This window comes from Pseudomonas sp. 2848, from assembly GCF_003253945.1.
Taxonomy (GTDB): Bacteria; Pseudomonadota; Gammaproteobacteria; order Pseudomonadales; family Pseudomonadaceae; genus Aquipseudomonas.
Map to the genome: position 1 here is coordinate 53,201 of NZ_QKZD01000009.1, position 23,447 is coordinate 76,647.

Annotated in this window: 27 protein-coding genes and 2 pseudogenes; 16 read left to right on the forward strand and 13 right to left on the reverse strand. The window is 63.7% G+C overall.

Annotated elements, in window-relative coordinates:
• Window positions 1-20 precede the first annotated feature (20 nt).
• Both DFS21_RS18295 and DFS21_RS18300 read right to left on the reverse strand, forming a co-directional pair.
• The gene (locus DFS21_RS18295; protein ID WP_111532775.1) at window positions 21-842 is read right to left on the reverse strand and encodes an aldo/keto reductase; all 822 of its coding nucleotides are present in this window, start codon (window positions 840-842) and stop codon (window positions 21-23) included.
• The gene (locus tag DFS21_RS18300) at window positions 830-1,735 is read right to left on the reverse strand and encodes a LysR family transcriptional regulator (protein ID WP_110701350.1); all 906 of its coding nucleotides are present in this window, start codon (window positions 1,733-1,735) and stop codon (window positions 830-832) included. The genes DFS21_RS18295 and DFS21_RS18300 overlap by 13 nt, the downstream gene beginning before the upstream one ends.
• A 120-nt stretch (window positions 1,736-1,855) precedes the next feature.
• Between DFS21_RS18300 and DFS21_RS18305 the strand changes: the two genes are divergently transcribed.
• From DFS21_RS18305 to DFS21_RS18345, 9 genes and pseudogenes are all read left to right on the forward strand, one after another.
• Window positions 1,856-2,554 (forward strand): CoA transferase subunit A, encoded by a 699-nt coding sequence (locus DFS21_RS18305; protein WP_110701348.1) that lies wholly within the window; start codon window positions 1,856-1,858, stop codon window positions 2,552-2,554.
• A gap of 35 nt (window positions 2,555-2,589) precedes the next feature.
• On the forward strand, window positions 2,590-3,246 hold the full coding sequence (locus DFS21_RS18310; RefSeq protein ID WP_110701346.1) for a CoA transferase subunit B: 657 nt from the start codon (window positions 2,590-2,592) through the stop codon (window positions 3,244-3,246).
• Between the two features lie 295 nt (window positions 3,247-3,541).
• The gene (locus tag DFS21_RS18315; RefSeq protein WP_110701344.1) at window positions 3,542-4,960 is read left to right on the forward strand and encodes a short-chain fatty acid transporter; all 1,419 of its coding nucleotides are present in this window, start codon (window positions 3,542-3,544) and stop codon (window positions 4,958-4,960) included.
• Window positions 4,961-5,140: 180 nt separating this feature from the next.
• A complete protein-coding gene (locus DFS21_RS18320) occupies window positions 5,141-6,850 on the forward strand; it encodes a ShlB/FhaC/HecB family hemolysin secretion/activation protein (protein ID WP_111532776.1) in 1,710 nt (569 codons plus the stop codon).
• Between the two features lie 39 nt (window positions 6,851-6,889).
• Window positions 6,890-7,271: pseudogene (locus tag DFS21_RS18325) on the forward strand (hypothetical protein); the annotation flags it as partial.
• Window positions 7,264-7,563 (forward strand): annotated as a pseudogene (locus DFS21_RS27330) (EndoU domain-containing protein); the annotation flags it as partial. The pseudogenes DFS21_RS18325 and DFS21_RS27330, both read left to right, overlap by 8 nt.
• A gap of 5 nt (window positions 7,564-7,568) precedes the next feature.
• Window positions 7,569-7,823: a MafI family immunity protein gene (locus DFS21_RS18335; protein ID WP_111532778.1), complete on the forward strand. Its 255-nt coding sequence runs from the start codon at window positions 7,569-7,571 to the stop codon at window positions 7,821-7,823.
• A gap of 523 nt (window positions 7,824-8,346) precedes the next feature.
• Window positions 8,347-8,703 (forward strand): hypothetical protein, encoded by a 357-nt coding sequence (locus tag DFS21_RS18340; RefSeq protein ID WP_111532779.1) that lies wholly within the window; start codon window positions 8,347-8,349, stop codon window positions 8,701-8,703.
• Window positions 8,704-9,118: 415 nt separating this feature from the next.
• Entirely contained in the window at window positions 9,119-9,571 is a 453-nt protein-coding gene (locus DFS21_RS18345; RefSeq protein WP_111532780.1) for a hypothetical protein, read from the forward strand.
• A gap of 35 nt (window positions 9,572-9,606) precedes the next feature.
• Here DFS21_RS18345 and DFS21_RS18350 read toward each other — a convergent pair whose 3' ends face one another.
• From DFS21_RS18350 to DFS21_RS18360, 3 genes are all read right to left on the reverse strand, one after another.
• Window positions 9,607-10,164 carry an RNA 2'-phosphotransferase gene (locus DFS21_RS18350; protein WP_111532781.1) on the reverse strand — a complete coding sequence of 186 codons (558 nt, stop codon included), beginning with the start codon at window positions 10,162-10,164 and terminating at the stop codon, window positions 9,607-9,609.
• A 123-nt stretch (window positions 10,165-10,287) separates the two neighbouring features.
• Window positions 10,288-11,178: a dihydrodipicolinate synthase family protein gene (locus DFS21_RS18355; protein ID WP_111532782.1), complete on the reverse strand. Its 891-nt coding sequence runs from the start codon at window positions 11,176-11,178 to the stop codon at window positions 10,288-10,290.
• 33 nt (window positions 11,179-11,211) lie between these two features.
• Window positions 11,212-11,994 (reverse strand): aldolase, encoded by a 783-nt coding sequence (locus DFS21_RS18360; protein ID WP_111532783.1) that lies wholly within the window; start codon window positions 11,992-11,994, stop codon window positions 11,212-11,214.
• 154 nt (window positions 11,995-12,148) lie between these two features.
• Here DFS21_RS18360 and DFS21_RS18365 point away from each other — a divergent pair, with 154 nt between their 5' ends.
• Together DFS21_RS18365 and DFS21_RS18370 are read left to right on the forward strand one after the other, a co-directional pair.
• Window positions 12,149-12,691: a helix-turn-helix domain-containing protein gene (locus DFS21_RS18365; protein WP_038706211.1), complete on the forward strand. Its 543-nt coding sequence runs from the start codon at window positions 12,149-12,151 to the stop codon at window positions 12,689-12,691.
• A gap of 10 nt (window positions 12,692-12,701) precedes the next feature.
• Window positions 12,702-13,478 (forward strand): AraC family transcriptional regulator, encoded by a 777-nt coding sequence (locus DFS21_RS18370; protein WP_110701325.1) that lies wholly within the window; start codon window positions 12,702-12,704, stop codon window positions 13,476-13,478.
• Between the two features lie 50 nt (window positions 13,479-13,528).
• Here the strand turns inward: DFS21_RS18370 and DFS21_RS18375 are convergent, their stop codons facing one another.
• The 3 genes from DFS21_RS18375 to DFS21_RS18385 form a co-directional block, all read right to left on the reverse strand.
• Window positions 13,529-14,110 (reverse strand): LysE family translocator, encoded by a 582-nt coding sequence (locus tag DFS21_RS18375; protein ID WP_111532784.1) that lies wholly within the window; start codon window positions 14,108-14,110, stop codon window positions 13,529-13,531.
• Window positions 14,111-14,196: 86 nt separating this feature from the next.
• Window positions 14,197-14,409, reverse strand: coding sequence for a hypothetical protein (locus DFS21_RS18380; protein ID WP_094010005.1), 213 nt, complete (start codon window positions 14,407-14,409; stop codon window positions 14,197-14,199).
• Window positions 14,410-14,506: 97 nt separating this feature from the next.
• Window positions 14,507-15,139 (reverse strand): hypothetical protein, encoded by a 633-nt coding sequence (locus tag DFS21_RS18385; protein ID WP_110701321.1) that lies wholly within the window; start codon window positions 15,137-15,139, stop codon window positions 14,507-14,509.
• Between the two features lie 241 nt (window positions 15,140-15,380).
• Here DFS21_RS18385 and ppk2 point away from each other — a divergent pair, with 241 nt between their 5' ends.
• Complete coding sequence (gene ppk2, locus DFS21_RS18390) at window positions 15,381-16,190, forward strand: polyphosphate kinase 2 (RefSeq protein WP_111532785.1); 810 nt, start codon at window positions 15,381-15,383, stop codon at window positions 16,188-16,190.
• 28 nt (window positions 16,191-16,218) lie between these two features.
• Here ppk2 and DFS21_RS18395 read toward each other — a convergent pair whose 3' ends face one another.
• Window positions 16,219-16,734: a GNAT family N-acetyltransferase gene (locus DFS21_RS18395; RefSeq protein WP_110701317.1), complete on the reverse strand. Its 516-nt coding sequence runs from the start codon at window positions 16,732-16,734 to the stop codon at window positions 16,219-16,221.
• A 132-nt stretch (window positions 16,735-16,866) separates the two neighbouring features.
• On the opposite strand from DFS21_RS18395, the gene DFS21_RS18400 reads away from it, so the two are divergent.
• From DFS21_RS18400 to dksA, 3 genes are all read left to right on the forward strand, one after another.
• Window positions 16,867-17,427, forward strand: coding sequence for a carbonate dehydratase (locus tag DFS21_RS18400; protein WP_102684245.1), 561 nt, complete (start codon window positions 16,867-16,869; stop codon window positions 17,425-17,427).
• 2 nt (window positions 17,428-17,429) lie between these two features.
• A complete protein-coding gene (locus tag DFS21_RS18405; RefSeq protein WP_111532786.1) occupies window positions 17,430-18,767 on the forward strand; it encodes a dihydroorotase in 1,338 nt (445 codons plus the stop codon).
• Between the two features lie 89 nt (window positions 18,768-18,856).
• Entirely contained in the window at window positions 18,857-19,264 is a 408-nt protein-coding gene (dksA, locus tag DFS21_RS18410; RefSeq protein ID WP_102684247.1) for an RNA polymerase-binding protein DksA, read from the forward strand.
• Window positions 19,265-19,400: 136 nt separating this feature from the next.
• Here dksA and DFS21_RS18415 read toward each other — a convergent pair whose 3' ends face one another.
• Both DFS21_RS18415 and DFS21_RS18420 read right to left on the reverse strand, forming a co-directional pair.
• The gene (locus tag DFS21_RS18415) at window positions 19,401-20,114 is read right to left on the reverse strand and encodes an MgtC/SapB family protein (protein ID WP_110701311.1); all 714 of its coding nucleotides are present in this window, start codon (window positions 20,112-20,114) and stop codon (window positions 19,401-19,403) included.
• Window positions 20,115-20,452: 338 nt separating this feature from the next.
• Window positions 20,453-21,223, reverse strand: coding sequence for a class I SAM-dependent methyltransferase (locus tag DFS21_RS18420; RefSeq protein ID WP_110701309.1), 771 nt, complete (start codon window positions 21,221-21,223; stop codon window positions 20,453-20,455).
• A 75-nt stretch (window positions 21,224-21,298) separates the two neighbouring features.
• On the opposite strand from DFS21_RS18420, the gene DFS21_RS18425 reads away from it, so the two are divergent.
• Window positions 21,299-21,760: a sterol desaturase family protein gene (locus DFS21_RS18425; RefSeq protein ID WP_110701307.1), complete on the forward strand. Its 462-nt coding sequence runs from the start codon at window positions 21,299-21,301 to the stop codon at window positions 21,758-21,760.
• A 102-nt stretch (window positions 21,761-21,862) separates the two neighbouring features.
• On the opposite strand, the gene DFS21_RS18430 is transcribed toward DFS21_RS18425, so the two are convergent.
• Both DFS21_RS18430 and DFS21_RS18435 read right to left on the reverse strand, forming a co-directional pair.
• Window positions 21,863-22,555 (reverse strand): hypothetical protein, encoded by a 693-nt coding sequence (locus tag DFS21_RS18430; protein WP_023631093.1) that lies wholly within the window; start codon window positions 22,553-22,555, stop codon window positions 21,863-21,865.
• Between the two features lie 159 nt (window positions 22,556-22,714).
• Window positions 22,715-23,413: a pirin family protein gene (locus DFS21_RS18435; protein ID WP_111532787.1), complete on the reverse strand. Its 699-nt coding sequence runs from the start codon at window positions 23,411-23,413 to the stop codon at window positions 22,715-22,717.
• Window positions 23,414-23,447: the final 34 nt, after the last annotated feature.

Below are 23,447 nucleotides of genomic sequence, written 5' to 3' on the forward strand. Positions count from 1 at the left end.
CGGCCCCTGGTGCAGGCAGCTCAGACCATCGCCAGTCGCTGCTTGCGTGTCGGAGCCGGGAACGCCTGCTCGATGGCTTGCAGGTCCTCTTCGGCAAGCACCAGGTCGGCCGCCGCCGCATTCAAGCGCACATGCTGCGGATCCACCGCCTTGGGGATCGCGATCACCCCATCATTGCGCGTGACCCAGGCCAGGCTCACTTGTGCCGGCGTGGCGCCATGGCGTTCGGCGATCTGCGCCATCACCGGGTGTCGCAGCAAGCGCCCGCCCTGGGCCAACGGGCAGTAGGCCATGGTCGGCAAGCCCTGCTCGCGGCTCCACGGCAGCAGGTCGAACTCGATACCACGTTCGGCCGGGTTGTACAGCACCTGGTTGGTGGCGCAGGCGCTGTTATCCAGTTCGCGCAAGTCGTCGAGGTCGAAATTGGACACGCCCCAGCGGCGAATCTTGCCCTGCTCGATCAGCCGCTCGAAGGCTTCCACCGTCTCGTCCAGCGGGTACTGGCCGCGCCAGTGCAGCAGGTACAGGTCGATGCAGTCGGTGCCCAGGCGCTGGAGGCTGCGCTCGCAGGCGGCCGGTACACCGCGTCGGCTGGCATTGTGCGGATAGACCTTGCTGACCAGGAACACCTGGTCGCGGCGCCCGGCGATGGCCTGGCCGACCACCTGCTCGGCGCCGCCCTCGGCGTACATTTCCGCCGTGTCGATAAGGCCAAGGCCTAGGTCGATGCCTTGTTGCAGGGCCGCCACCTCGGCGGCCCTGCGGCCCGGGTCCTCGCCCATGTACCAGGTGCCCTGGCCGATGGCCGGAACGCGGGAGCCCGCCAGATTCACGTAACGCATGTCACCTCCTGTGGGTGGGTATGGGTCAGCAGTACATCGAGCAGTGCCTCGGCGGCCTTGGACAGCTTGTGATCACCCAGGGCGATCACACCGATGCGCCGCTCCACGGTGGGATCGACCAGCGGCACGCAACGGGCGCCGAGCTCCTGCATCTGCTCGATGCACAGCGCCGGCACCGCGCTGACGCCCAGGCCACTGGCGACCATGCGGCCGATGGTCGACAGCTGATGGCTCTCGAAGGCCACCGCCAGCTTGCCATGGTTGGCGGCCAGGTGCTGTTCGAGCAGCAGGCGCACCGCCGATGGCCGCTGCAGGGCGATGAAGTCCTCGGCCAGCAGCTCCTGCCAACGCACCTGGGGCTGCTGGGCAAGGGGCGAGTCGGCCGGCACCACGGCGACGAAGCGGTCCATGTACAGCGGGTGGAAGCGCAGCGCCTCGCTGCTATCAGGCTCGAAGCCGATGCCCAGTTCGACGCGGCGATGGCGCACCAGTTCCAGCACCTGCTCGTTGATCACGTCGTGCACGGTGACATTGACCTTGGGGTAGCGTTGGCGAAACACCTTCAGCGACCGTGGCAGCAGGTTGCCGGCGAAGGCCGGCATGGCCGCCACCGACACCCGACCCAGTTGCAGGGTGAAGCGCTGGCGCAGCATCTCCTCGGTATCGTCCCAGTCGGCGAGCAGGCGCCTGGCCAGGGGCAGCAGTACCTCGCCCTCGGGGGTCAGGCTGACGCTGCGGGTGGTGCGGGTGAGCAGGGCGCCGCCGAGGTTGTCCTCCAGGGCCTTGATGGTCAGGCTCAAGGCCGGTTGCGACACGTGCAGGTGCTCGCCGGCCTGGGCGAAGCTCTGGTACTTGGCCACGGTAACGAAGGCACGCAGCTGCTTGACGTTCATGAGGGGCTGACCCTTTGTTTTGGAAAAGTTATCAATCGATGACGAAAACAAAATTAACAAATCAGTCGACTACAGTGAAGATGACCGTACGGTTCCAACAACTACAAAAGGCGACTGAGCATGGCCGGACTGGACAAGCGTGTAGCAACTTATGAAGAGGCCCTGGCGGGCCTGACCGACGACATGACCGTGCTGGCCGGCGGCTTTGGCCTGTGCGGCATCCCCGAGAACCTCATCGCCGAAATCAAGCGCCTTGGCGTCAAGGGCCTGACCGTGGTCTCCAACAACTGCGGCGTCGACGGCTTCGGCCTCGGCGTGCTGCTCGAGGACCGGCAGATCCGCAAGATGATCGCCTCCTACGTTGGCGAGAACGCCGAGTTCGAGCGCCAACTGCTCAGCGGCGAACTGGAAGTGGAGCTTACCCCGCAAGGCACCCTGGCCGAGAAGATGCGCGCCGGCGGCGCCGGCATCCCGGCCTTCTTCACCGCCACCGGCTACGGCACCCCGGTTGCCGAAGGCAAGGAAGTACGCGAGTTCAACGGCCGCAAGTACATCCTCGAAGCGTCCATCACCGGCGACTTCGCCATCGTCAAAGGCTGGAAGGCCGACCACTACGGCAACGTGGTGTACCGCAACACCGCGCAGAACTTCAACCCGCTGGCCGCCACCGCCGGCAAGATCACCGTGGTCGAGGTCGAAGAGATCGTCGAGCCCGGCGTGCTGCTGCCCAGCGAGATCCACACCCCGGGCATCTATGTCGACCGGGTCATCGTCGGCACCTTCGAGAAGCGCATCGAAAAGCGCACCGTCAAGGCCTGAGCGCCGCCCTCAAGAACAACAAAGAGATCCTGACCATGGCATTGACCCGCGAACAAATGGCGCAACGCGTCGCCCGTGAACTCAAGGACGGCTACTACGTCAACCTCGGCATCGGCATCCCCACCCTGGTGGCCAACTACGTGCCCGACGGCATGGAAGTGATGCTGCAGTCGGAGAACGGCCTGCTGGGCATGGGCGAGTTTCCCACCGAAGCCACCATCGACGCCGACATGATCAACGCCGGCAAGCAGACCGTTACCGCCCGCCGTGGCGCGTCGATCTTCGATTCGGCGCAATCCTTCGCCATGATCCGTGGCGGCCATGTCGACCTCACCGTGCTCGGCGCCTTCGAGGTGGACGTGGAAGGCAATATCGCCTCGTGGATGATCCCCGGCAAGCTGGTCAAGGGCATGGGCGGCGCCATGGACCTGGTGGCCGGCGCCGACAACATCATCGTCACCATGACCCATGCCTCCAAGGACGGCGAGTCCAAGCTGCTGCCCAAGTGCAGCCTGCCGCTGACCGGTGCCGGCTGCATCCGCAAGGTGCTGACCGACCTGGCCTACCTGGAGATCGAAAACGGCGCCTTCATCCTGCGCGAGACCGCGCCGGGCGTGAGTGTCGAGGAAATCGTCGCGAAGACTGCCGGCAAGCTGATCGTGCCGGACGACGTGCAGGAAATGACCTTCTAAGCAGCACCGTTGCAAGCGCCCCATCGCGGGGCAAGCCCGCTCCCACTAGGGTTTGTACGAAAAGTCGCCGAGCGGCGATCAGGCAAGGCGAAAACAGGCGAGGAACGGCCGGGGTCGCGCCCGACTTGACTGGTTGTCAATGAGCATTCCGAGCCTGTTTTCAACGCAGCATGATCGTCGCGCAGGCACTTTTCGTACAAAGCCTAAGGACCACGCATCCTTCGTGGGAGCGGGCTTGCCCCGCGATGGGGCGACGCCGTTTCAGTCCTATAAAAATCAGAAAAAGGAAAACATCGTGGCCGCTGATATCCAAGACAGCCGCTCCGCCCGCTTTGCCCTGCGCTGCTCCAACTGGGCCGAACGCTGGTTCCCCGATTCCTGGGTGTTCGCCGCCCTGGCCGTGATGCTGGTGGCCCTCGGCGCCCTGGCCATGGGCGGCAAGCCCACCGACACCGCCAAGGCTTTCGGTGACGGCTTCTGGAGCCTTATCCCGTTCACCATGCAGATGGCCTTCGTGGTCATCGGCGGCTATGTGGTGGCCAGCTCGCCACCTGCCGCCCGGCTGATCGACCGCCTGGCGCGGCTACCGAAAAACGGCCGCTCGGCGGTGTGCTGGGTGGCGCTGATCTCGATGCTCGCGTCCTTGCTCAACTGGGGGTTGTCGCTGGTGTTCGGCGGCCTGCTGGTGCGCGCCCTGGCGCGCCGCACCGACCTGAAGATGGACTACCGCGCCGCCGGCGCCGCCGCCTACCTGGGCCTGGGCGCGGTGTGGGCGCTGGGCCTGTCGTCGTCGGCCGCGCAGTTGCAGGCCAACCCGGCCAGCCTGCCGCCGTCGATCCTGTCGATCACCGGGGTGATCCCGTTCACCGAGACCATCTTCCTCTGGCAGTCCGGGGTGATGCTCGCCGCGCTGGTGATCGTCTCGCTGATCGTCGCCTATGCCACCGCGCCTGGCCCGAACAGCGCCCGCAGCGCGCAGGACTGTGGAGTGGACCCGAGCTTCAGCGCACCACCTTCGCCCCAGCGCACGCGCCCGGGTGAATGGCTGGAATACAGCCCGATCCTGATCCTGCTGCTGGTGGCCCTGGCCGCCGGCTGGCTGTACCAGGAGTTCGCCACCAAGCCGGCGATCACCGCGATTTCCGGGCTGAACACCTACAACCTGCTGTTCATCATGCTCGGTGCCTTGCTGCACTGGCGCCCGCGCAGCTTCCTCGATGCCGTGGCCCGCGCCGTGCCGACCACCACCGGGGTGCTGATCCAGTTCCCGCTGTACGGCTCGATCGCCGCCATTCTCACCCAGGTCAAGGGCGCGGACGCCCAGACCCTGGCCCACCATATCTCGCTGTTCTTCACCCAGATCGCCACCCATGACACCTACGCCTTGCTGATGGGTGTGTACTCGGCGGTACTCGGCTTCTTCATCCCGTCTGGCGGTGGCAAGTGGATCATCGAGGCGCCGTACGTGATGCTGGTGGCCAACGACCTGCAATACCACCTGGGCTGGGCGGTGCAGATCTACAACGCCGCCGAGGCGCTGCCGAACCTGATCAACCCGTTCTACATGCTGCCGCTGCTGGGGGTGTTGGGGCTCAAGGCGCGTGACCTGATCGGCTTCTCGTTCGTGCAGTTGCTGGTGCATGTGCCGCTGGTGCTGGTGTTGCTGTGGGCGCTGGGCACCACGTTGCACTATGTCCCGCCTGTAATGCCCTGATCAGGCAGATCCATCAGACGCCTGCCTGGAAGGGAGTCTGATGAGCGCACAAGCGCCATGGATCGGCGCTTGTGCAGCCTCCTACCGGGATATCCGAAAAAGCTGAATGATGGCAAATTGACGTCAATATGCTGGCCACTTACTATGCGCGCCACTTTGCGTTGATCACCAGGGACAGGTATGCCGGTACGTCTTCACTCAGCGCGCAATTATGCGCGCTTCGCATTTGTTGCAACATTGTGCAGCCCGTTGGCCTGGGCCGTTTCACCGGGTGACCAGGACCTGATCCGCGAACGCCAGAACCGCCTGCTGGAAGAGCAGCAACGGCGCCTCGAGGAGCTGCGCAACCTGCCTGGCGAAAGCGTACAACCTACCCAGCAGCAACGGCCCGAAGACACCCGCTGCTTCGATATCCACACCATCGAGCTCAAGGGCGCCGACAGCCTGTCCGCCGCTGACCGCGACAGCCTGCTCAAACCCTTCATCGACCAGTGCCTGGGCGTCACCCAGCTCAATGCCTTGCTCAAGGCCATCACCGACCATTATTTGGGCCGTGGCCTGGTCACCAGCCGCGCCTACCTGCCGCAGCAGGACCTGTCCTCGGGCCACCTGCAGGTGCTGGTGGTGGAAGGGCGCCTGGAAGGGCTGCGCCCGGACCCGGCCAGCGGCCTGAGCGAGCGCGAACTGGCCATGGTGTTCCCCGGCGAAGTCGAGCAGCGCCTGAACCTGCGCGAAGTCGAGCAGATGGTCGACCAGCTCAACCGCCTGCCGTCGAACAAGGCGCAGATGGAGCTGACCCCTGGCAAGGCCGTCGGCGGCAGCGAAGTGCTGGTGCGCAACACCCAGCAGAAACCCTGGCGCGCCTCGCTGTCGCGCAACAACGAAGGCCAGCGCAGCACCGGCGAGCAGATGCTCAACCTCGGCCTGGAATGGGACAGCCCGCTGGGGCTGGCCGACCAGCTGATGCTGCGTGGTGGCCACGATGTGGTCAGTGATCACACCCAGGGCTCGAAGAACGGCGTGCTGTTCTACAACCTGCCGTGGGGCTGGTGGAACTTCACCTACAGCTACAGCGAGAGCGAATACCGCTCCCTGGCCCAGGCCAACGGCTTTGCCTTCAAGCAGACCGGCGACAGCCAGAGCCACCAGCTGCGCGCCGAGCGCGTGGTACATCGCGATGCCACCAGCAAGACCTCGCTGAATGCCGGTGTGGCCCACCTGCGCACCAACAACTACATCGAGGACAGCCGCCTGGAGGGCAGCAGTAACCGCCTGAGCGAGGCGCAGTTCGGCATCAACCACGGCCGCCGCCTGGGCAATGCCTTCGTCAACATCGACCTGGGCACTCAGGAAGGCATCGGTGCCTTCGATGCCCAGGACAATGCCCACCCGCGTCCGGGCCAACCGGTGGCGCGCTACCGCAAGTACAGCGCCACGGTCAGCTATGTGCAGGGCTTCGAACTGTTCGGCGAGCGCCTGAGCTTCACCAGCCTGGCCACCGGCCAGCGCAGCGAAGACGTGCTGTTCAGCCCTCAGCGCATCAGCCTTGGCGGGCTGTCGTCGGTACGCGGCCTGAAGGACCAGTCGCTGTCCGGCGACAGCGGCGGCTACTGGCGCAACGACCTGCGCTGGACCCGCCCGGTGAGCTGGCCGCTGCTGCAGCCGCTGGTGGCCGAGTACGGCCTGGGCCTGGGCTACGACCTGGGCGTGATCCGCAACGACCGCTACAACGGCCAGTACCACGGCCGTGCCAGCAGCCACTCGCTGGAGCTGTTCGCCCGCGGCCAGCATATGGCTGCCAGCGTGACCTTCGCTCACAGCCTGGAACGCCCCGACGTGCTGACCGAAAAGGAACGCCCGGTGTATTTCCGCCTCGACTTCTTCCTCTGACTCACCCGACTCATCCCCGCCTTACCCACGAGATTTCACATGGACGTCCGTCTATTCGCCTTCCTGGCCCGCCAACGCTCGGCCCTAATTCAGCCACGTGAACGCTTTTGCGGCCTGCCCAAGCGCGGCCTGGCGTTCCTGCTGGCCAACGTCATGTTCTGGCAGCCGCTGTGGGCCCAGGCCGCCGAAGGCGTGGTGGTCAGCGCACCAGGCACCAGCCTCGGCCAGGCAGGCAACGGCGTGCCCATCGTCAACATCGCCGCGCCCAACGGCAGCGGCCTGTCGCACAACCAGTTCAGCGACTACAACGTCGGCCAGCAGGGGCTGATCCTCAACAACGCCACCGGGCGCACCCAGGGCACTGAGCTGGGCGGGATCATCCTTGGCAACCCGAACCTGCAGGGCACGGCGGCCCAGGCAGCGGTGGACATATGTGGCCAGGACAGGAAGGGAAGACAGTTTTCCCTGAAAGTTGGTCAGGAGATAAAATAATCGACGCGGTCGGTGATATCACGACATCTCCGAACACTAAGTGGTACGCGCAAACTGGAACCGGGGGTGTTTATACCGCCAAAGGAGATGCTGCTAAATGGGTTGCTTATGAAACTCGTGATGGCGTGCGAGTGCGAGTTGTATATCAGCCGGCTACGGGAAAGGTTGTTACTGCATTTCCTGATGAGGCGCCAATTCCACCTTACAAAGCAATTAAGTAGGATTTATGTTTGCGGATCGCATTATTAAGTTTGGGAAAAAATTTGAAGGTAGATTGAACTCCGATCTTCTTCAAGGGGCCTTGGACTATGTCGCGTACAGTGAAGAGGGTCTAGCCTTTGAGATATTGTGTGATCATATCTGTGAATATGATGTTTCCATAAGCGATGAAGAGTATAGAGAGGCTGTTCTGCTGGTTTTAGATATGGGGCTTGACTTGGGTAAGGGGCCGTTTAAGCATTTGCTGGGGTTGAAGAGATAAAAGAATAGTAAACATAAGCGAAAGAGTAGGGGTAAGTATATTTTTCTACTCTATTTTCCGCAGTTATCACTGGTGAGAGCATGAAGTGGCGTAGGCGGAGCGCGTTGAAGTTAAAGTATGGAAGTTAAATCTGTCAGCTTTCGGTCGATGCCCTGCAGAAAAAGGGGGCAACAGAAAAAGGCAGAAAAAGAGGACAGATTTATTTTCCTACTCTAATTTCTGTCTTTGCATGGCCAAGACGACGTTGAAGCCCGTTGCTTAAGGTGTCTGTGAGGAAAACACGTGCTGGGAACCGGGGCGTCAAAATTAGAGTATGGAAAATAAATCTGTCCCCTTTGATCTTTGACCACACGAACGGTACGCGTTTTTCCCATTTTGTTGTTGTGGACGGTGTTACCACGAGAAACGGTGTTGCGGTGGTAGCCATACGTGACCCGCATGGTGTTCAATAGTTCAGTCCAGTGAGAACGTTCGAGAAGAATTTCTCTGGTGAAGTTGTCGTGCCAAGGAGCGCGTTGAAAAAATGATTTTGACGATTTGTTTTGAGCAAGACCTTATAAGTCAAAGGTTGCTGGAGCTGCGATATCTCCCCTGCCTTTGTAGAGTTTCGGAGACTTTTGAGATCGAGTTTTTCGATCCTTTGCCAGTCGTCAGCGGAACGGTAACGGAGTGGGACAGGACGGCTCTTGAACAGCGGGTTATCCCAGGGACAGGTGGAGAGTACTCTCACTATGCGCTCTCAGAAATCAGCCTGGCGCCGCTGGAGGGAGATCGTTATCTGATAGTCGATCTGAAAATGTTTCATCGGTATTTTGGTTGGTGTGAGGTCCTAAAGGACGGCGCTTATGTAACGCCGGGAAATTTTTGGGATGAAGAATGAGTTGGGTACGGTGCAAATGTACATCAAGTGACATTTAATCGAGGGGGTAAGTCTTGGCCTAAAATATGCACTTGAGGACCTTGGCAGAGGGAGTGAGTATGAGTGAGGTGGCGCTGCCTTATGTTAGTCTGATGGAAGAGTATTTATCGGACAAATGTACCTTGGGCTAGTTTGTTGAGGTGTTTTTGGGCGGTTCAAGAATGAGTCGCGGGTGTTGCCCGAGGATGTCTATCTTGTGCTGGACGAATTGTTCGGCAATCTTGACGCTTTTACAGAAAATGAGGATTTATTGCGCGGCGATCCCGATTATTATCTCAGCACGGAGCAGGTGGATCATTGCATTCGGTGCGCTTGCGAATCTCTTAAGAAGTGAATGTTTTGCAAATACTCCTCGTAGGCCGAAAGAGGGACTGTCGTGTACGAAGTCATGTTGGAACACGTGCCGGATGTGGCGTTGCAAGCTGTCCTCAAGGTGATCGTGGCTTCGGCGAAAACGCATTCTGATCTTTCGCTGTCGGCAGACTCCGAGGTTCAAGGAGGGGAGAGCCTGGAGGCAGTGACGCAGCGATTGCGCGGTAGTGGTGAGTCGGTATGTCTGAGCCTGCGGCTCTGGGAATTCAATGTATCCAATAAGGTGAGCCTGCCGTTGGTGCTGCTACGAGTCATCAAGTGGGAAGATCGCCTCGATATTGAACTCTCCTTCAACAGCACGTCTGCTGACGACTTGAGCGATATCATGCACTCGTTGCATGCATATGCGTCGGGCTTGGCAGGTCGTTTCTCGATACCTGTATTTTATGGCGGGATGGAGCCCGCGATGGATAAGGATACGCGGTACTTTACTAACGAAACGCTTGGCCCGCTTTAAACTGGTCGGGCGGCACAAGGCCGCTCCTTGCAGGCTTATTCTTCTGCCTGGCATGACAGATATACCGGCGGCACCTGGTCTACCAGCCAGACACCGTTGTCCGCTTGATAGAACACTGCTCCCGCTGCGCACATGGCCTGGGTATCGACCGTGAGCAGCACCGGCTGACCATAGCGCTTGCCCACCGTCAACGCAGTCTGCGGATCCTCGCTCAGGTGCACATGGTGTCGGCTGCCCGGTATCAGGCCCTGTGCTTCGATGGAGGCCAGGAAACGGCTGGCGGTGCCGTGATAGAGCAGGACGGGTGGCGCCTTGGCGACGTGTCGCACTTCGACCTGGTTGCTGCTGTGGCCTTGGGCGGCGCGGATGCGGCGGCCATCGTCGGAAAGGGTGAAACGGCGCTTGTCATTGATCTCGACCACTTCACGCAGGGCGTGCAGGTCGAAGGCATGACCTTGCCGGCCGGCGCCGTGGATCAGCGCATCGACATCGGCCCAGCCGTCGCGGTCGAGGGACAGGTCGATAGATTCGGGGGCGTGGCGCAGTACGTAGCTGAGGAACTTGCTGAGGGCGTCGCGTTGTTTCTGGTTCACTGGAAAGGTCCTTTTCCATGGCTTCTGGTCGTTTGGGTTGGGGCATTCTCCGGGTTTGGGGTTGGCTTCTCAAGCGTGTGCAATGACCTGTGGAAGCGTACTCCCACAGGTGCGTTGGTTACATCAGTCCTGACGCAAAGCGTCGAGCAGCGTCTTCAGCTGGTCGCGGCCCCGGGCATCCAGCCCGAACACCGGCCGACGCGGTTCGCCTACCGGTAGCCCGGTCATCTCAAGGCCAGCCTTGATGGTCGCCGGCAAGCCGCCCTTGAGGATGAAATCGAGCAACGGCAGCTGGCGGTAGAACAGCGCCTTGGCCTGTTCCAGCTCACCGCTCTGCACCGCCTGGTACAGCCGCAGGTTCAGTTCGGGAATCAGGTTGGCCGCCGCCGTGCACCAGCCCGTGGCACCGGCAACGAAGGCTTCCAGCGCCAGCGGGTTGCAGCCGTTGTAGAACGGCACCTGGCCCTCGCCGAGCAGTTGCAGCTTGTGCATGCGCTGGATGTCGCCGGTGCTCTCCTTGACCATGGTCACGTTGTCCACCTCGCGCACGATGCGCAGGATCAGCTCCACCGGCATGTCGGTGCCGCTGGTGGCCGGGTTGTTGTAGAGCATGATCGGGATGTCGATGGCCGCGCCGATGGCGCGGTAGTGCTGGAGGATCTCGGCTTCGCTGAGCTTCCAGTACGCGGCCGGCAGCACCATTACCGCGTCGGCGCCGTGCTGCTGGGCGAAGCGGGCGCGGCGCACGGCGCCGGCGGTGGTCAGGTCGGAGACGCTGACGATGCTCGGCACGCGCTTGGCGATGCGCTCCAGGCTGTACTGGGCGACCTGCTGCCATTCGTTGTCGCTCAGATAAGCGCCTTCGCCGGTGCTGCCCAGCGGGGCGATGGCGTGGGCGCCGCCTGCGATCAGGCGGTCGATGGACTGGCCCAGCGCGGGCAGGTTGAGCTGTTCGCCGTCGGCGCTGAACGGGGTGATGGTGTAGCCGATGATGCCGTGGAATTGATTAGTCATTGTGCAAGGCTCCGCAAGCAAGGCGTAAAGGGATCAGTTCAGGCAATCGGCGTGGCTGCGCAGGGCCTGCCGGGCGTAGTAGTTGAAGGCGGCGCCGTGGCGCTTGGGCCGGTCGATCCAGTCGTGGGCGTCGCGGCCCAGCTCCGGGGTGATCGGCTTGATGGTGCCGGCGGCCATCGCCAGCAGTTGCAGGCGTGCGGCGCGTTCGATCAGCTGGGCGTAGACGCAGGCCTGCTCGATGCTGGTGCCGGTGGACAGCTGGCCGTGGTGCGAAAGCAGGATGGCGCGCTTGTCGCCCAGGGCGGCGCTGATGATCTCGCCTTCCTCGTTACCCACCGGCACGCCCGGCCAGGCTTCGAGGAATGCGCAGTCTTCGTACAGCGGGCACAGGTCCATGTGCGAGACCTGCAGCGGCACTTCCAGCATCGACAGCGCGGCGACGTGGGTAGGGTGGGTGTGGATGATGCAGTTGACGTCGGGGCGGGCGCGGTACACCCAGCTGTGGAAGCGGTTGGCTGGGTTGGGCATGCCTTCGCCTTCCAGCACTTCGAGGTCTTCGTTGACCAGCAGCAGGTTGCTGGCGGTGATTTCGTCGAAGCCCAGGCCCAGTTGCTGGGTGTAGAAGGTGCCCGGTTGCGCGCCACGGGCGCTGATCTGTCCGGCCAGGCCCGAGTCGTGGCCGTTATCGAAGAGAATTCGGCAGGTCAGGGCCAGCTTTTCGCGCACAGTCCACGTATTATCGGCAAGCGAGCCTTGCATCTGTGTCAGTGCCTTTTGCACCAGCTGGTCTTTGCTGAGGGTAAGGGTATTGGCCATGGGGAGCTTTCCTCTGTGGCGTGATGACGGATGTCAGGGCTGGCTCGCCCCCGAGCTTTGGACGGTGAGGGGGCGAACCATCAGATGACACAAATAATCCTATATGACACAAAGTGTCATGCGCAAGTGCGTTTGTTCGGGAAACCTGCTTCACATGTCTATCCGACTGAAACTGCTGAGAAAGAAACTGGGCATCACCCTTGAGCAGCTGGCCGAGAAGTCCGGCATGACCAAGAGCTATCTGTCCAAGGTCGAGCGTGGCCTCAACACGCCGTCGATCGCTGCGGCGCTGAAGCTGGCGCGGGCGTTGAACGTCAATGTCGAGGAACTGTTCGACGGCGAGCATGACGGCCAGGCGCGCTACAGCCTGGTGCGCCGCGGCGAGCGCCAGGCGCTGGTGGGCGGTGGCGAGGGGCCGGGCTATGCGGTGCTGACCTCGCAGGTCGGCCAGCGCAGCCTGTTGCCGTTTCTGATCCAGCCGCCGACCGAGTTCAGCGACCCGACCTTCAAGGAACATGAGGGCGAGGAGTTCCTGTTCGTCCACGAGGGGCAGGTGGAGGTCGACTTCATGAGCGAGCGGGTGCTGCTGGAGGCCGGCGACGCCTTGCATTTCAATGCCCAGACCCCGCACCGCCTGCGTTCGGTCGGCGAGCGCCAGGCGCAGTTGCTGGTGGTGGTGCAGGGCGGCGAAGGGTGAGGGCGGGGCGATGATCGAGGTCTCGCGGTTCTGGCGTGATCCGGCATTGCCCTTCGTCGAGGCCCGTCTGGTCGGGGATGGCCGCCAGGTGTGCTACACCGCGCATTCCCACGCGAGCTTTTCCATCGGCGTGATCACCGGCGGGCGCAGCACTTACTTGACCGGTGATGCACGGCATGAGGTGGCCGTGGGGACCACGGTGCTCATGAACCCAGGAGTGGTGCACACCTGCAACCCCATCCTGGGCGAACCTTGGTCCTACCTGATGCTGTTCGTTGATTTGCCGTGGTTGCAGGCCCGAGGGTTCGAACTGCCGGCAGCGACATTGAGCACGTCACCTGCGCTGTACGGGCGGTTGCTCGACCTGTTCGCCGGGCTGCTCGACACCGAGGCGCTGGACAAGGCCGAGCGGCTGGCGACGTTCTTCGCAGAGCTGCCAGGTTATCTCGAGGGCGGCGCGGCGCGTCACCCACAGGCGCATCCACGCCTGGAAATGGCTGCCGCGTTCATTCGCACCCACCGTCTGGATCCGCTGACCCTGGAGGACATCTGTGCTGCGGCAGGTTTGTCACGGGCCTACCTGACCCGCGTATTCGGCAAGCGCTTCGGGCTATCGCCGCACGCCTACCTGCTCGACCAGCGGGTGCAGCATGCCCGGGCGCAGTTGCGCGCAGGCAGGGCCATCGCCGAGGTGGCGCTGGAAGCCGGCTTTGCCGACCAGGCGCATCTGCAGCGGGCTTTCAAGCGGCACCTGGCGACCACGCCGGGGCACTATCGTAATGGCTGAATAGCACGTGGGAGCGGGCTTGCCCCGCGATAGGGCACGAACCGTCAACCTCATACCATCAGGTACACCGCGCTCGCCACCAGCAACCCCGCCAGCACGCGATTGAGCAGACGCATCCGCCACGGCTCGGCCAGGTACTGGCGGATCACGCTGCCGGCCCAGGCCCAACTGGCCACGGAGACGAAACAGATCGGCCCGTAGATCCAGGTGAACAGCCACAACAGCTGTTGCTCGCCGCCGGTATAGGCGCCGATGCCAGCCACGGCCGCCAGCCAGGCCTTGGGGCTCAGCCACTGCATGGCCGCGCCGTGCCAGGCGCTTGGCGCCCGCTGGCCATCCTCGGCGCCCAGCGCGCCGTCGTCGCTGGCCAGCTTCCATGCCATGTACAGCAGGAACAACACCCCGCCCCAATGCAACAGCTGCCCCAGCAACGGCCAGCGCAGCAGCAGCTCATGCACGCCCAGCCCGACCAGCACCAGCAGCAGGCAGAAACCCAGGGTGGCACCGGCCGCATGCCCGATGCTGGCCCGCAGGCCATGGCGCGCGCCGCTGCCGAGGGCGACGATGTTGACCGGGCCGGGGGAGATGGAGGCGGCGAGGGCGAAGGCCGCCATGGACAGTGTCAGGCTCATCGGGCGTTTCCTTGTGGCGAGGATAGTGCGGCTATCCTGCCCGAGGCCGCGGCGCGGGTATTGAACAAAAATGCCCAAGGGGCCTATCAGCTGGAGGGTGTGTTGGCGTTGTCCTGGGTCTGCCGGGCTTGCTGCTGGGCGGGTGACTGGGCGTCACCCTTGGCGATCTGCTCGGCCTGCTGGCGTTGCAGCGCCCATTGGTCGCTGCGTTCCTTGAGGCGGTCGGCGCCGCCTTCGGCAAAGGCCGAGGTGGCCGAGATCGTTGCCAGCAGGGCGAGTGCACAGGTTAGGGTTTTCATCACTGGGGTCTCCATCGATTGACCTAAAAACGGCCGCCAGGCGGCCGGGTTGAGGCAAGGATGGCGTGCGCGGATTTCCCCAGGATTAACACCGCGATCAGTTGGCCAGCAGTTGCTCGTGGACCCAACCTTGTTCCGTGAGCACCATGGCGCGGGTTTCCTCCAGCGGCTTGGCGGCACTGGCGGCTGCCTGGCCGAGGCCTGCGATGCCGGCCTGGACCGCCGCGTCGCTGGCCCAGCTCGGCAGTTCCTTCACCTGGTAGCTGTAGCTCACCTGCGACTGCTTGCGCCCATCATGTTCGGTAGGCTTGCCGACGCTGTTGATGGCGGTGACCTGGGCCTTGCCGAAGCACAGCCCGCCGGTGCTGGCGCCGTTTGCCTTGCGCCCTGCATCGGCCTTGTAGTAGCGGCGGCCCTCGTCGGTGAGGTCGTAGGCGTAGTAGATGTCGGTGCGCGCCGGCTGCCACAGGCGCTCAGGGACTTCGGTACGGGCAACTTCCCGTTCGCTGACCACGCCGACCTGGGCCAGGGCGTGCAGGGCCTGGTTGATTCCTTCGACGTCGAAGTCACGGGTGCGGGTGGGGAAGGCACTGATCACGAAACAGTGCGGGTACTGGCTGTCGAGGTAGGCTTGGGCAGCCTGGCGCAGGTCGGCTTCACGGGGCTGCTGGTTGTCCGAGCAGCCGACCAGGGTCGCCAGCAACGCCAGCGGTATGATCTTCCTGTCCATCGTAAGGCTTCCTTGTATTGCCAATTGCTGGGTGGAGCGCAGGGCAGGATTAGAACCCGCGCGCCAGAGCGGCCGCAATCGTGGCACGACGACATATCGCCCGTGCTGTGCGCTGTTTGGCAAAGCCTGTTCCTGGCAACGACCGGCGGCCAACCGGCAAATGGTGGGTGTTCAGCCATACTCTGCTGGTTCCGCCCCGGCGCCGTCGGGGCGACCTGAAGCGGGCAGAGAGGAGCAGGCAATGGCCAAGGGCAAGCGCAAGGGTGAGGTCGACGAGAAGCTTGGACGCAAGACCTACGAGGCGGAACTCAAGCGCCTGCATGTGGAGCTGGTCAAACTCCAGCAGTGGGTGGTGGAGAAGGGCCTGAAGGTGTGCATCGTCTTCGAAGGCCGCGACGGCGCGGGCAAGGGCGGCACCATCAAGGCCATCACCGAGCGCGTCAGCCCGCGGGTGTTCCGCGTGGTGGCGTTGCCGGCGCCCACCGAGCGCGAGAAGACCCAGATGTACGCCCAGCGCTACCTGACCCACCTGCCGGCGGCCGGCGAGGTGGTGATCTTCGACCGCAGCTGGTACAACCGCGCCGGGGTGGAGCGGGTGATGGGCTTCTGCACCGAAGAGCAGGCGCACAAGTTCCTCACCGTGGTGCCGATGTTCGAGCGGATGATGGTCGAGTCGGGGATCATCCTCATCAAGTACTGGCTCGAGGTCAGTGCCGAGGAACAAACCCGCCGGCTACAGGACCGCATCAGCGACGGGCGCAAGTTGTGGAAGCTGTCGCCGATGGACGTCAAGTCCTACAACCGCTGGGACGCCTACACCCGCGCCCGCGACGACATGTTTGCCGCCTCCGATACTTCCTGGTCGCCGTGGTACATGGCGCGCTCCGAGGACAAGCGCAAGGCGCGGCTGAATATCATCAGCCACCTGTTGCAGCAGATCCCTTACAAGGACCTCAGCCGGGAGCACAAGGTGACGCTGCCCAAGCGCGGCAAGATCGGCAAGTACAAGGCGCAGCCGTATCCGTTCAAGATGGTGGTGGAGCGGTTCTGATGCCAATGCGAAGTCAAATCGGCAGCGTCTAGGGGCCGCAGGTAATGGCCAAGCGCATGGCACAGCGATCGGTCAGGCCGTGGGCCAGCTCGCTGGAGATGATCGTCTGCAGGCGATGATCCAGCTGTCGCACCGCCAGACGTTCGAAGCCGTAGCGCTGATAGAACGGGGCATTCCAGGGGACATCGTCGAAGGTGGTCAGGGTCAGCCAGGCCAGGCCCTTGTGGCGGGCGGCATCAAAGGCCTGGTCCAGCAGACGCCGGCCCAGGCCTTGGCCCTGGGCCTCTTGCCGCACGGACAGCTCATGGATGTGCAAGGCGTCATCGGCAACGCTGGCGCAGAGAAAGCCCAGTGCCTGGTCCTGATCATCCACGGCGACCCAGCTGCAACCTTCGCTCACGAATGCCAGGTGCTGGGTTTCATCCATCACGTCGCTGTCGGCCAGCCAGGCGAGGTGCGGCAATTGCCGGAATGCCTGGGCGGCGGAGCGTTCCAGGGCCGGGAGCAAGGGAACATCCTCGATGCGGGTGAGGCGGACAAGCATGGTGGAGACAAGACCTATGGGCGTGGCGTCGCTGCGCAAGAAGACGCAGTTTGCCAGATCGACGCGGGAAGGTGTTGCAATGTAATTGTTATAACGTAACATTTGCAGTCTTCCTCCAGGCAGGACCTCATCGTGATCCGCAGAAACCCCTCCGGCCATCTCCCGCAAATCGCCGAATCGGCCTATATCGACCACACCGCCATCATCTGCGGCAAGGTGATCATCCACGACAACGTGTTCGTCGGCCCCTACGCGGTGATCCGCGCCGACGAGGTGGACGCCGACGGCGACATGCAGCCGATCGTCATCGGCGCCAATTCCAATATCCAGGATGGCGTGGTGATCCATTCCAAGTCCGGCGCGGCGGTACGCATCGGCCAGTACAGCTCGATCGCCCATCGCTCCATCGTCCACGGCCCGTGCGAAGTCGGCGACCGGGTGTTCATCGGCTTCAACAGCGTGCTGTTCAACTGCAAGGTCGGTGATGGCAGCGTGGTGCGGCACAATTCTGTGGTCGACGGCCGCGACTTGCCGCCACGCTTTTACGTGCCGCCCACCGAGCACATCGGTCCGCATACCGACCTGGAGCGCTACCCGCCGGTCAGCGTGTCGGCCTCGGAGTTTTCCGAGGACGTGGCGCGCACCAATATCGACCTGGTCCAGGGCTACAAGGCCTTGCAGAACGAGTTCTGAGCATGGGCACGCTATTGGTGCGCAATGCGCGGCTGGTCAACGAGGGGCGTGAATTCGAAGCCGATCTGCTGGTGCGCCATGGGCGCATAGAACGGATCGCCGGCAGCCTCGACAACGCCCGGGCGGCACTGGAGATTGATGCCAAGGGCGCCTGGCTGCTGCCGGGGATGATCGACGACCAGGTGCACTTTCGCGAGCCGGGGGCGCCGCACAAGGGCAGCATCGCCAGCGAGTCGCGGGCAGCGGTGGCCGGGGGTATCACCAGTTTCATGGACATGCCCAACACCAACCCGCCCACGTTGACCCTGGAGGCGCTGGCCGACAAGAAGCGCCGGGCGGCGGCGGGCTCACGGGCCAACTATGGCTTTCATTTCGGCGTTAGCCGCGACAACCTCGACACCATTGCCGCCCTCGACCCGCGCGATGTTGCCGGGATCAAGGTGTTCATGGGCGCGTCCACTGGCGACATGCTGGTGGACGATCCGCAGGTGCTGGAAAAACTCTTCGTCTATGCGCCGACCATCGTCCTGGCCCATTGCGAACACACGCCGAGCATTCTGCAGAACGAGGCTTGGTGGCGGGCGCGCCACGGCGAGTTCATCCCCCCGGCCGCGCACCCGCTGATCCGCGATGCCGATGCCTGCTACCGTTCCTCGAGCCTGGCCGTGCAACTGGCCCGGCGTTTTGGCACGCGCCTGCATGTGCTGCATCTGACCACGGTACGCGAGCTGGCGTTGTTCACGCCCGGCCCGGTGAGCGGCAAGCGCATCACTGCTGAGGTGTGCTTGCACCACTTGCTGTTCGACGACAGCGACTACGCCAGCCTCGGCCATCTGATCAAGTGCAACCCGGCGATCAAGACTGGCACCGACCGTGACGCCTTGCGCAAGGCCCTGGCCCGTGACCGTATCGATGTGATCGGTACCGACCACGCGCCGCATACGCTGGAGGAGAAACGGCGGGTGTATGCACGCGCACCGTCAGGCCTGCCGCTGGTGCAGCATGCCCTCCCGGCGGCGCTGGAACTGGTCAGCGAAGGAGTGCTGAGCATGGCCCAGGTGGTGACCAAGACCAGCCACGCGGTGGCCGAGCTGTTCGCCATTCGCGAACGCGGTTTTCTGCGCGAGGGGTACTGGGCAGACTTCGCCATCGTCGAGCGCCTGGCCAGGCCACGGGCCGTGGCGGACGACCCGATCCTGGCGCACTGCGGCTGGACGCCGTTCCAGCAGCGCGCTTTTCACCATGTGGTACGTACCACGGTGGTGTCGGGGCAACTGGCCTGGCACCAGGGCCAGGTGCGCGACCCGTGCCAGGGATTGCCCTTGATGTTCGACCGTTGATTGAGCCAGGGGCCGCTGCGCAGCCCCTGTGGGAGCTGGCTTGCCAGCGAAAGGGGCGCGACGCGCCCCCAGCATTTCGGAACCTTGCCATGACTGAAGAGCAATTGTTGCAACAACCTGCCGCCGCCTACATGAACGAACCGCAGCGGCAATTCTTCCGTAACCTGCTGCTGGCCCAGCGCGGCGAGCTGCAGGGCCGTATCGAACAGGAGTTCCGCGCCCTGCGCGAGCAGGAAGTGCACAGCGACCCCGCCGACATCGGCAGCGCCGAAGAAGAGCGCCACTGGCAACTGCGCTCGCTGGAGCGGGAAAAGAAGCTGCTGGACAAGATCGACCAGGCGCTGGAGCGCCTGGCCCGGGGCGACTACGGCTGGTGCGAGGAAACCGGCGAGCCGATCGGCCTGCGCCGCCTGCTGCTGCGGCCCACCGCGACCTTGTGCGTCGAGGCCAAGGAGCGCCAGGAGCTGCGCGAGCGGCATGTGCGCGACAGCGTCTAGGCCCTGTACGACATGTATCTGCACTCGCCCTACTGCGTTGAAACGGGGCTCGGAATGCTCATGTACTCCAGTACACTGCGCTTCCTCCCCCGTTTCGCCTTGTCTGGCCTTCGCGCAGACACATTTCGTACAGACCCTAATCGATGTTCAGGCCCTGAGCCTGCAACTGCCAGCGCACCGAGCTGACGCCTTTCTCCAGGCTCACCCGGCCGACCAGGCGCTCCAGCTGGGTCGGCGCCTGGGGCGTGCCGAGCAGTTCGGCGCGTACTTCCAGGCGTGCCGGGTCGGCCAGGTCCTCGCTGTGCAGCGACTGCAGGCGCAGGCCCGGGTCGCTGAGGCTGTGCAGCATCAGGCTGCGTACCTGGATTTCGTCCTCGGCGCGGCAGACGATGCGCACCTCGTAGCGCTGCTCGACCTCGCTGGCCGGCAGCACGTCCTGGCGGTCGAGGCGCTGGGCGAGGTCGCGCAGCAGGATGTTGGCGCACAGCACCACCAGGCTCCCCAGCGACGCCTCCAGCAACAACCCGAGGCTGCACAGCACGCCGACCGCGGCGGTGCACCAGAGGGTGGCGGCGGTGTTCAGGCCACGCACGTTGAAGCCGTCGCGCATGATCACGCCGCCGCCGAGAAAGCCGATGCCCGACACCACATAGGCGGCGATGCGCGAGGCATCGGTGGGCGCCATGCCCGGCACTGCCTGGGTCATCAACACGAACAGGCAGGCGCCGGTGCTGACCAGGGCGTTGGTGCGCAGGCCCGTCAGGCGCTGGCGCAGTTGACGCTCGGCGCCGATCAGGGCACCGAGCAGCAGGGCCACGCTGACGCGCAGCAGGAAGATTTTCCAATCCATAGCGAACTCCGTTCTGCGGGCGATGGCCCGCATGGGCGCCGACTTGAGACGGCGCGATTGCAAACGAGGAATGCGCAGGACCACGCGCCATGCCGGGTGGCAGGGCTGGGAAGCAAGGAGGAATGTTCAGCCAGGGAGGGCCGAAGGAAACCACCGTCTACCGAGTACGGCGAGACAGTGGCAGGAACGCTGCCGGACTAGCTCGCCGTGTGGGCCTGTCGCAATCGACTGGGGCTACTGTCCAATGCAGGGGTCTCCTGGGTGAGGGATGCTTGAATGCGCGGCGGACCATACGCCTCGACCCGCGCGGGGTCAAGGCATGAATCATGACAATCCTGTTACGGCAGGCGCTGGCAGACGTAGGCCTGGGTGCGGTAAGGGAAGGCGATGCGCTCACGGCCCCTGAGGTCCGGATGGTTGTCGATCAGGCTTTGCAACTGGCCCATGACCTCGTCTTGTTCGGCCTGGGGCAGGGCGGCGATGAAGCTCACCGAGCGCAGGCGTTCGAGGATCACGGTCTGTGGGTCACCCTCATGGACATGGGGCAGGGTGGTCAGTTGCGGAGTGCTGAAGCGGCTCCCTGCGAGGGCTTCGCGCCAGCGCCCGGTGTGAAAACGTGGCGTGTCGCCCTCGTAGGGGGTGATGATTTCGGTGATCCGCGCCACCCAGTCCACTGTTTCGTCGCGCACGTTCCAGATCAGACCCAGACGGCCGCCGGGGGCCAGCACCCGGTGCATCTCCTCCAGGGCGGCGGCATCGGCGAACCAGTGGAAGGCCTGGGCGCAGACCAGCACCTGCTGGCTGGCCTCGGCCAGCGGGATGTGCTGTGCGGTGCCCTCGAGCACGGGGATGTCGGGCAGCCGTTCGTGCAAGCGTGCGCGCATGGCGGCGACCGGTTCCACTGCCGTCAGGCGCGGTGCCAGCATGCTGAGCAGGCGGGTGAACTTGCCGGTGCCTGCGCCCAGGTCGAGCACCGGGGTGCCGGCGCCGATACCCAGGGTGTCGCGTAACCAGTCCTGCAAGGCGACGGGGTAGTCCGGACGACCTTGCTCGTAGTTGCCCGACTGGCGTGTGTAGCCGGTGCTGGCCGAGGCGTGCACATCCTTCATGGAAAATCCCTCTGAATGACCTGGCGGCAATGGTACGCTTGCGCCTTTCGCTGCCAACCCCCTTCGGACCGATACATGTTGTTCAATCTCGCCGTGCTGTTCGGCACCCTGGTGGCCATGGAGGGCGTCGGCACGCTGGCCCACAAGTACGTCATGCACGGCTGGGGCTGGTGGCTGCACCGCTCGCACCACGAGCCGCAACTGGGCATGCTGGAAACCAACGACCTCTACCTGCTGGCGCTTGGGCTGATCGCCGCTGCTTTGGTGGTGCTGGGCAAGGCCGGGCATGCGCCGCTGCAATGGGTTGGTGGCGGCGTGGCGGGCTATGGGCTGGCCTACGTGCTGGCCCATGACGGATTCTTCCACCGCCATTGGCCACGGGCACCGAAACCGGTCAACCGCTACCTCAAGCGTCTGTACCGGGCCCATCGCCTGCACCATGCGGTGAAGGGCCGCCAGGGCAGCGTGTCGTTCGGGTTCTTCTATGCGCCGCCGTTGCGGGTGTTGAAGCAGCAGCTGAAACGGCGACGGGGTTGATTGCTTGGCGCCTCATTTGCTTGTTGGGCTGGATACGGCTCAACCGTGCCGCTTGAGGGGCTGCGATGGCAACCCTCGGCTGCCGATACTAGCGGACGCGGCTCATTGCACCGGCAGGAAATTCATCAACAGCAGGCTTTGCGCGTAATTCAGGCCGATCCGTCGATAGCGCTCGTCAAGCATCTGCGCCAACAGGTCGAGGCGGGCGACGACCTTGCCGAACTCCACGGCGAAGCTGAGGTTGCTGCCTTGCTCGGAAATTTCGTTGGAAAACAGCAGGAGCACGCCATTGGCATCCTGGCGCTGGCCGAGCATCCAGGTGGCCTTCTCGATGTTGCGCGCGGCATTGTGGATGAACAACGGGTCGAGGGTGTCGGTCATGTAGAACTCGGTGCGCCCGCCGTGGGCGGTGACCAGCATGCTGCCGATGGCGTAGATGAAGGCACCCACCCGGTCGCCGCGAAACTCCGGGCTCAGTGCGTAGCTCAAGGCCGCCAGGTCGCGGCGCTCCCCCAACTGCGCCAGCGGCTGGCGCTGTTCGATGGCGATGCGGATCTGCCGCGCCGCGGTGGTAGCGTCGAGGTAGCCCGATTGCCGCCACTGGTTGGGGTTGCGCAGGTACAGCTTGTTCATCAGCAGGTACAGGCTTTGCAGGTTGTCACGCATGGCCAGGGTGGCCATGCGGTCGACACTGGTCTGGAACAGCTCGTCGGGCTTGCCGTTGCCGAACTGGGTGAGCATGTCGCGCCCCTGCTGCTGGGTACAGGCGACCAGGCACGCGAGGCTGCCGGCCATCAGCAGTAGGAGAGGAAACGGAAAGCGTCTTCGTGCGGCCATCGGCACCGGTTGGAAAAGGCGGTCCCACCGGGGATCGGTGGGACCTGGCCATGCATAGAGCGCACAAACGCGAAAAAGTGCGATAGCGGCCTGCGCCGGCAAGCCGGCCAAGGACGATCAGGCCACATCGACCAGCACGATTTCGCTGTCTTCCAGCGCCGTCACCTTCAGCAGCGTTTCCTGCTCGATCGCCACACCGTCACGGGCCTTGGCTGGCACGCCGTTCACCTCGATCCGTCCCTTGGCCGGTACGAGGTAGCCGCGACGCCCCTCATCGAGGCGGTACTCGGCGCTTTCACCGGCGCGCAGGGTCGCGGCCACCAAGCGGGCGTCGGTGCGGATGCGCAGGCTGTCGTCATCGCCTTCGCGGCCGCTGGCCAGGGTCACGAAGCCTTCGCCACGTTCACCCTTGGGGAACGGGCGGGTACCCCAGGAGGGCGCGTCACCGACCTTTTCCGGGATGATCCAGATCTGGAAGATCCGCGTGTCGACCTTCTCCAGGTTGTACTCGCTGTGGACTATGCCGCTGCCAGCGCTCATGACCTGCACGTCGCCGGCCTCGGTACGGCCCTTGTTGCCCAGGCTGTCCTGATGGGTAATGGCGCCTTCGCGAACGTAGGTGATGATCTCCATGTCACGGTGCGGGTGCGGTGGGAAGCCTGCACCGGCGGCGATCAGGTCATCGTTCCATACGCGCAGGTTGCCCCAGTGCATGCGTGCCGGGTCATGGTACTCGGCGAAGGAGAAGTGATGATGGGCGTCGAGCCAGCCATGGTTGGCGTGACCAAGGCTTTCGAAGGGTCGCAGTTGCAGCATGGTGGTGCTCCTCTGATTCGCTGGAATGGCGCCA

What these genes read in the sequence shown, in the direction of transcription:
- DFS21_RS18395 (WP_110701317.1), bottom strand. Translation starts at nt 16,734, where the DNA reads ATGCTTGTCCGCCTCACCCGCATCGAGGATGTTCCCTTGCTCCCGGCC.
- DFS21_RS18435 (WP_111532787.1), bottom strand. Translation starts at nt 23,413, where the DNA reads ATGCTGCAACTGCGACCCTTCGAAAGCCTTGGTCACGCCAACCATGGC.
- DFS21_RS18430 (WP_023631093.1), bottom strand. Translation starts at nt 22,555, where the DNA reads ATGGCCGGCAGCCTCGCGTGCCTGGTCGCCTGTACCCAGCAGCAGGGG.
- ppk2 (WP_111532785.1), top strand. Translation starts at nt 15,381, where the DNA reads ATGGCCAAGGGCAAGCGCAAGGGTGAGGTCGACGAGAAGCTTGGACGC.
- DFS21_RS18295 (WP_111532775.1), bottom strand. Translation starts at nt 842, where the DNA reads ATGCGTTACGTGAATCTGGCGGGCTCCCGCGTTCCGGCCATCGGCCAG.
- DFS21_RS18320 (WP_111532776.1), top strand. Translation starts at nt 5,141, where the DNA reads ATGCCGGTACGTCTTCACTCAGCGCGCAATTATGCGCGCTTCGCATTT.
- DFS21_RS18420 (WP_110701309.1), bottom strand. Translation starts at nt 21,223, where the DNA reads ATGAAGGATGTGCACGCCTCGGCCAGCACCGGCTACACACGCCAGTCG.
- DFS21_RS18310 (WP_110701346.1), top strand. Translation starts at nt 2,590, where the DNA reads ATGGCATTGACCCGCGAACAAATGGCGCAACGCGTCGCCCGTGAACTC.
- DFS21_RS18375 (WP_111532784.1), bottom strand. Translation starts at nt 14,110, where the DNA reads ATGAGCCTGACACTGTCCATGGCGGCCTTCGCCCTCGCCGCCTCCATC.
- DFS21_RS18415 (WP_110701311.1), bottom strand. Translation starts at nt 20,114, where the DNA reads ATGGATTGGAAAATCTTCCTGCTGCGCGTCAGCGTGGCCCTGCTGCTC.
- DFS21_RS18355 (WP_111532782.1), bottom strand. Translation starts at nt 11,178, where the DNA reads ATGACTAATCAATTCCACGGCATCATCGGCTACACCATCACCCCGTTC.
- DFS21_RS18305 (WP_110701348.1), top strand. Translation starts at nt 1,856, where the DNA reads ATGGCCGGACTGGACAAGCGTGTAGCAACTTATGAAGAGGCCCTGGCG.
- DFS21_RS18365 (WP_038706211.1), top strand. Translation starts at nt 12,149, where the DNA reads ATGTCTATCCGACTGAAACTGCTGAGAAAGAAACTGGGCATCACCCTT.
- DFS21_RS18300 (WP_110701350.1), bottom strand. Translation starts at nt 1,735, where the DNA reads ATGAACGTCAAGCAGCTGCGTGCCTTCGTTACCGTGGCCAAGTACCAG.
- DFS21_RS18370 (WP_110701325.1), top strand. Translation starts at nt 12,702, where the DNA reads ATGATCGAGGTCTCGCGGTTCTGGCGTGATCCGGCATTGCCCTTCGTC.
- DFS21_RS18385 (WP_110701321.1), bottom strand. Translation starts at nt 15,139, where the DNA reads ATGGACAGGAAGATCATACCGCTGGCGTTGCTGGCGACCCTGGTCGGC.
- DFS21_RS18335 (WP_111532778.1), top strand. Translation starts at nt 7,569, where the DNA reads ATGTTTGCGGATCGCATTATTAAGTTTGGGAAAAAATTTGAAGGTAGA.
- DFS21_RS18360 (WP_111532783.1), bottom strand. Translation starts at nt 11,994, where the DNA reads ATGGCCAATACCCTTACCCTCAGCAAAGACCAGCTGGTGCAAAAGGCA.
- DFS21_RS18380 (WP_094010005.1), bottom strand. Translation starts at nt 14,409, where the DNA reads ATGAAAACCCTAACCTGTGCACTCGCCCTGCTGGCAACGATCTCGGCC.
- dksA (WP_102684247.1), top strand. Translation starts at nt 18,857, where the DNA reads ATGACTGAAGAGCAATTGTTGCAACAACCTGCCGCCGCCTACATGAAC.
- DFS21_RS18405 (WP_111532786.1), top strand. Translation starts at nt 17,430, where the DNA reads ATGGGCACGCTATTGGTGCGCAATGCGCGGCTGGTCAACGAGGGGCGT.
- DFS21_RS18340 (WP_111532779.1), top strand. Translation starts at nt 8,347, where the DNA reads ATGATTTTGACGATTTGTTTTGAGCAAGACCTTATAAGTCAAAGGTTG.
- DFS21_RS18425 (WP_110701307.1), top strand. Translation starts at nt 21,299, where the DNA reads ATGTTGTTCAATCTCGCCGTGCTGTTCGGCACCCTGGTGGCCATGGAG.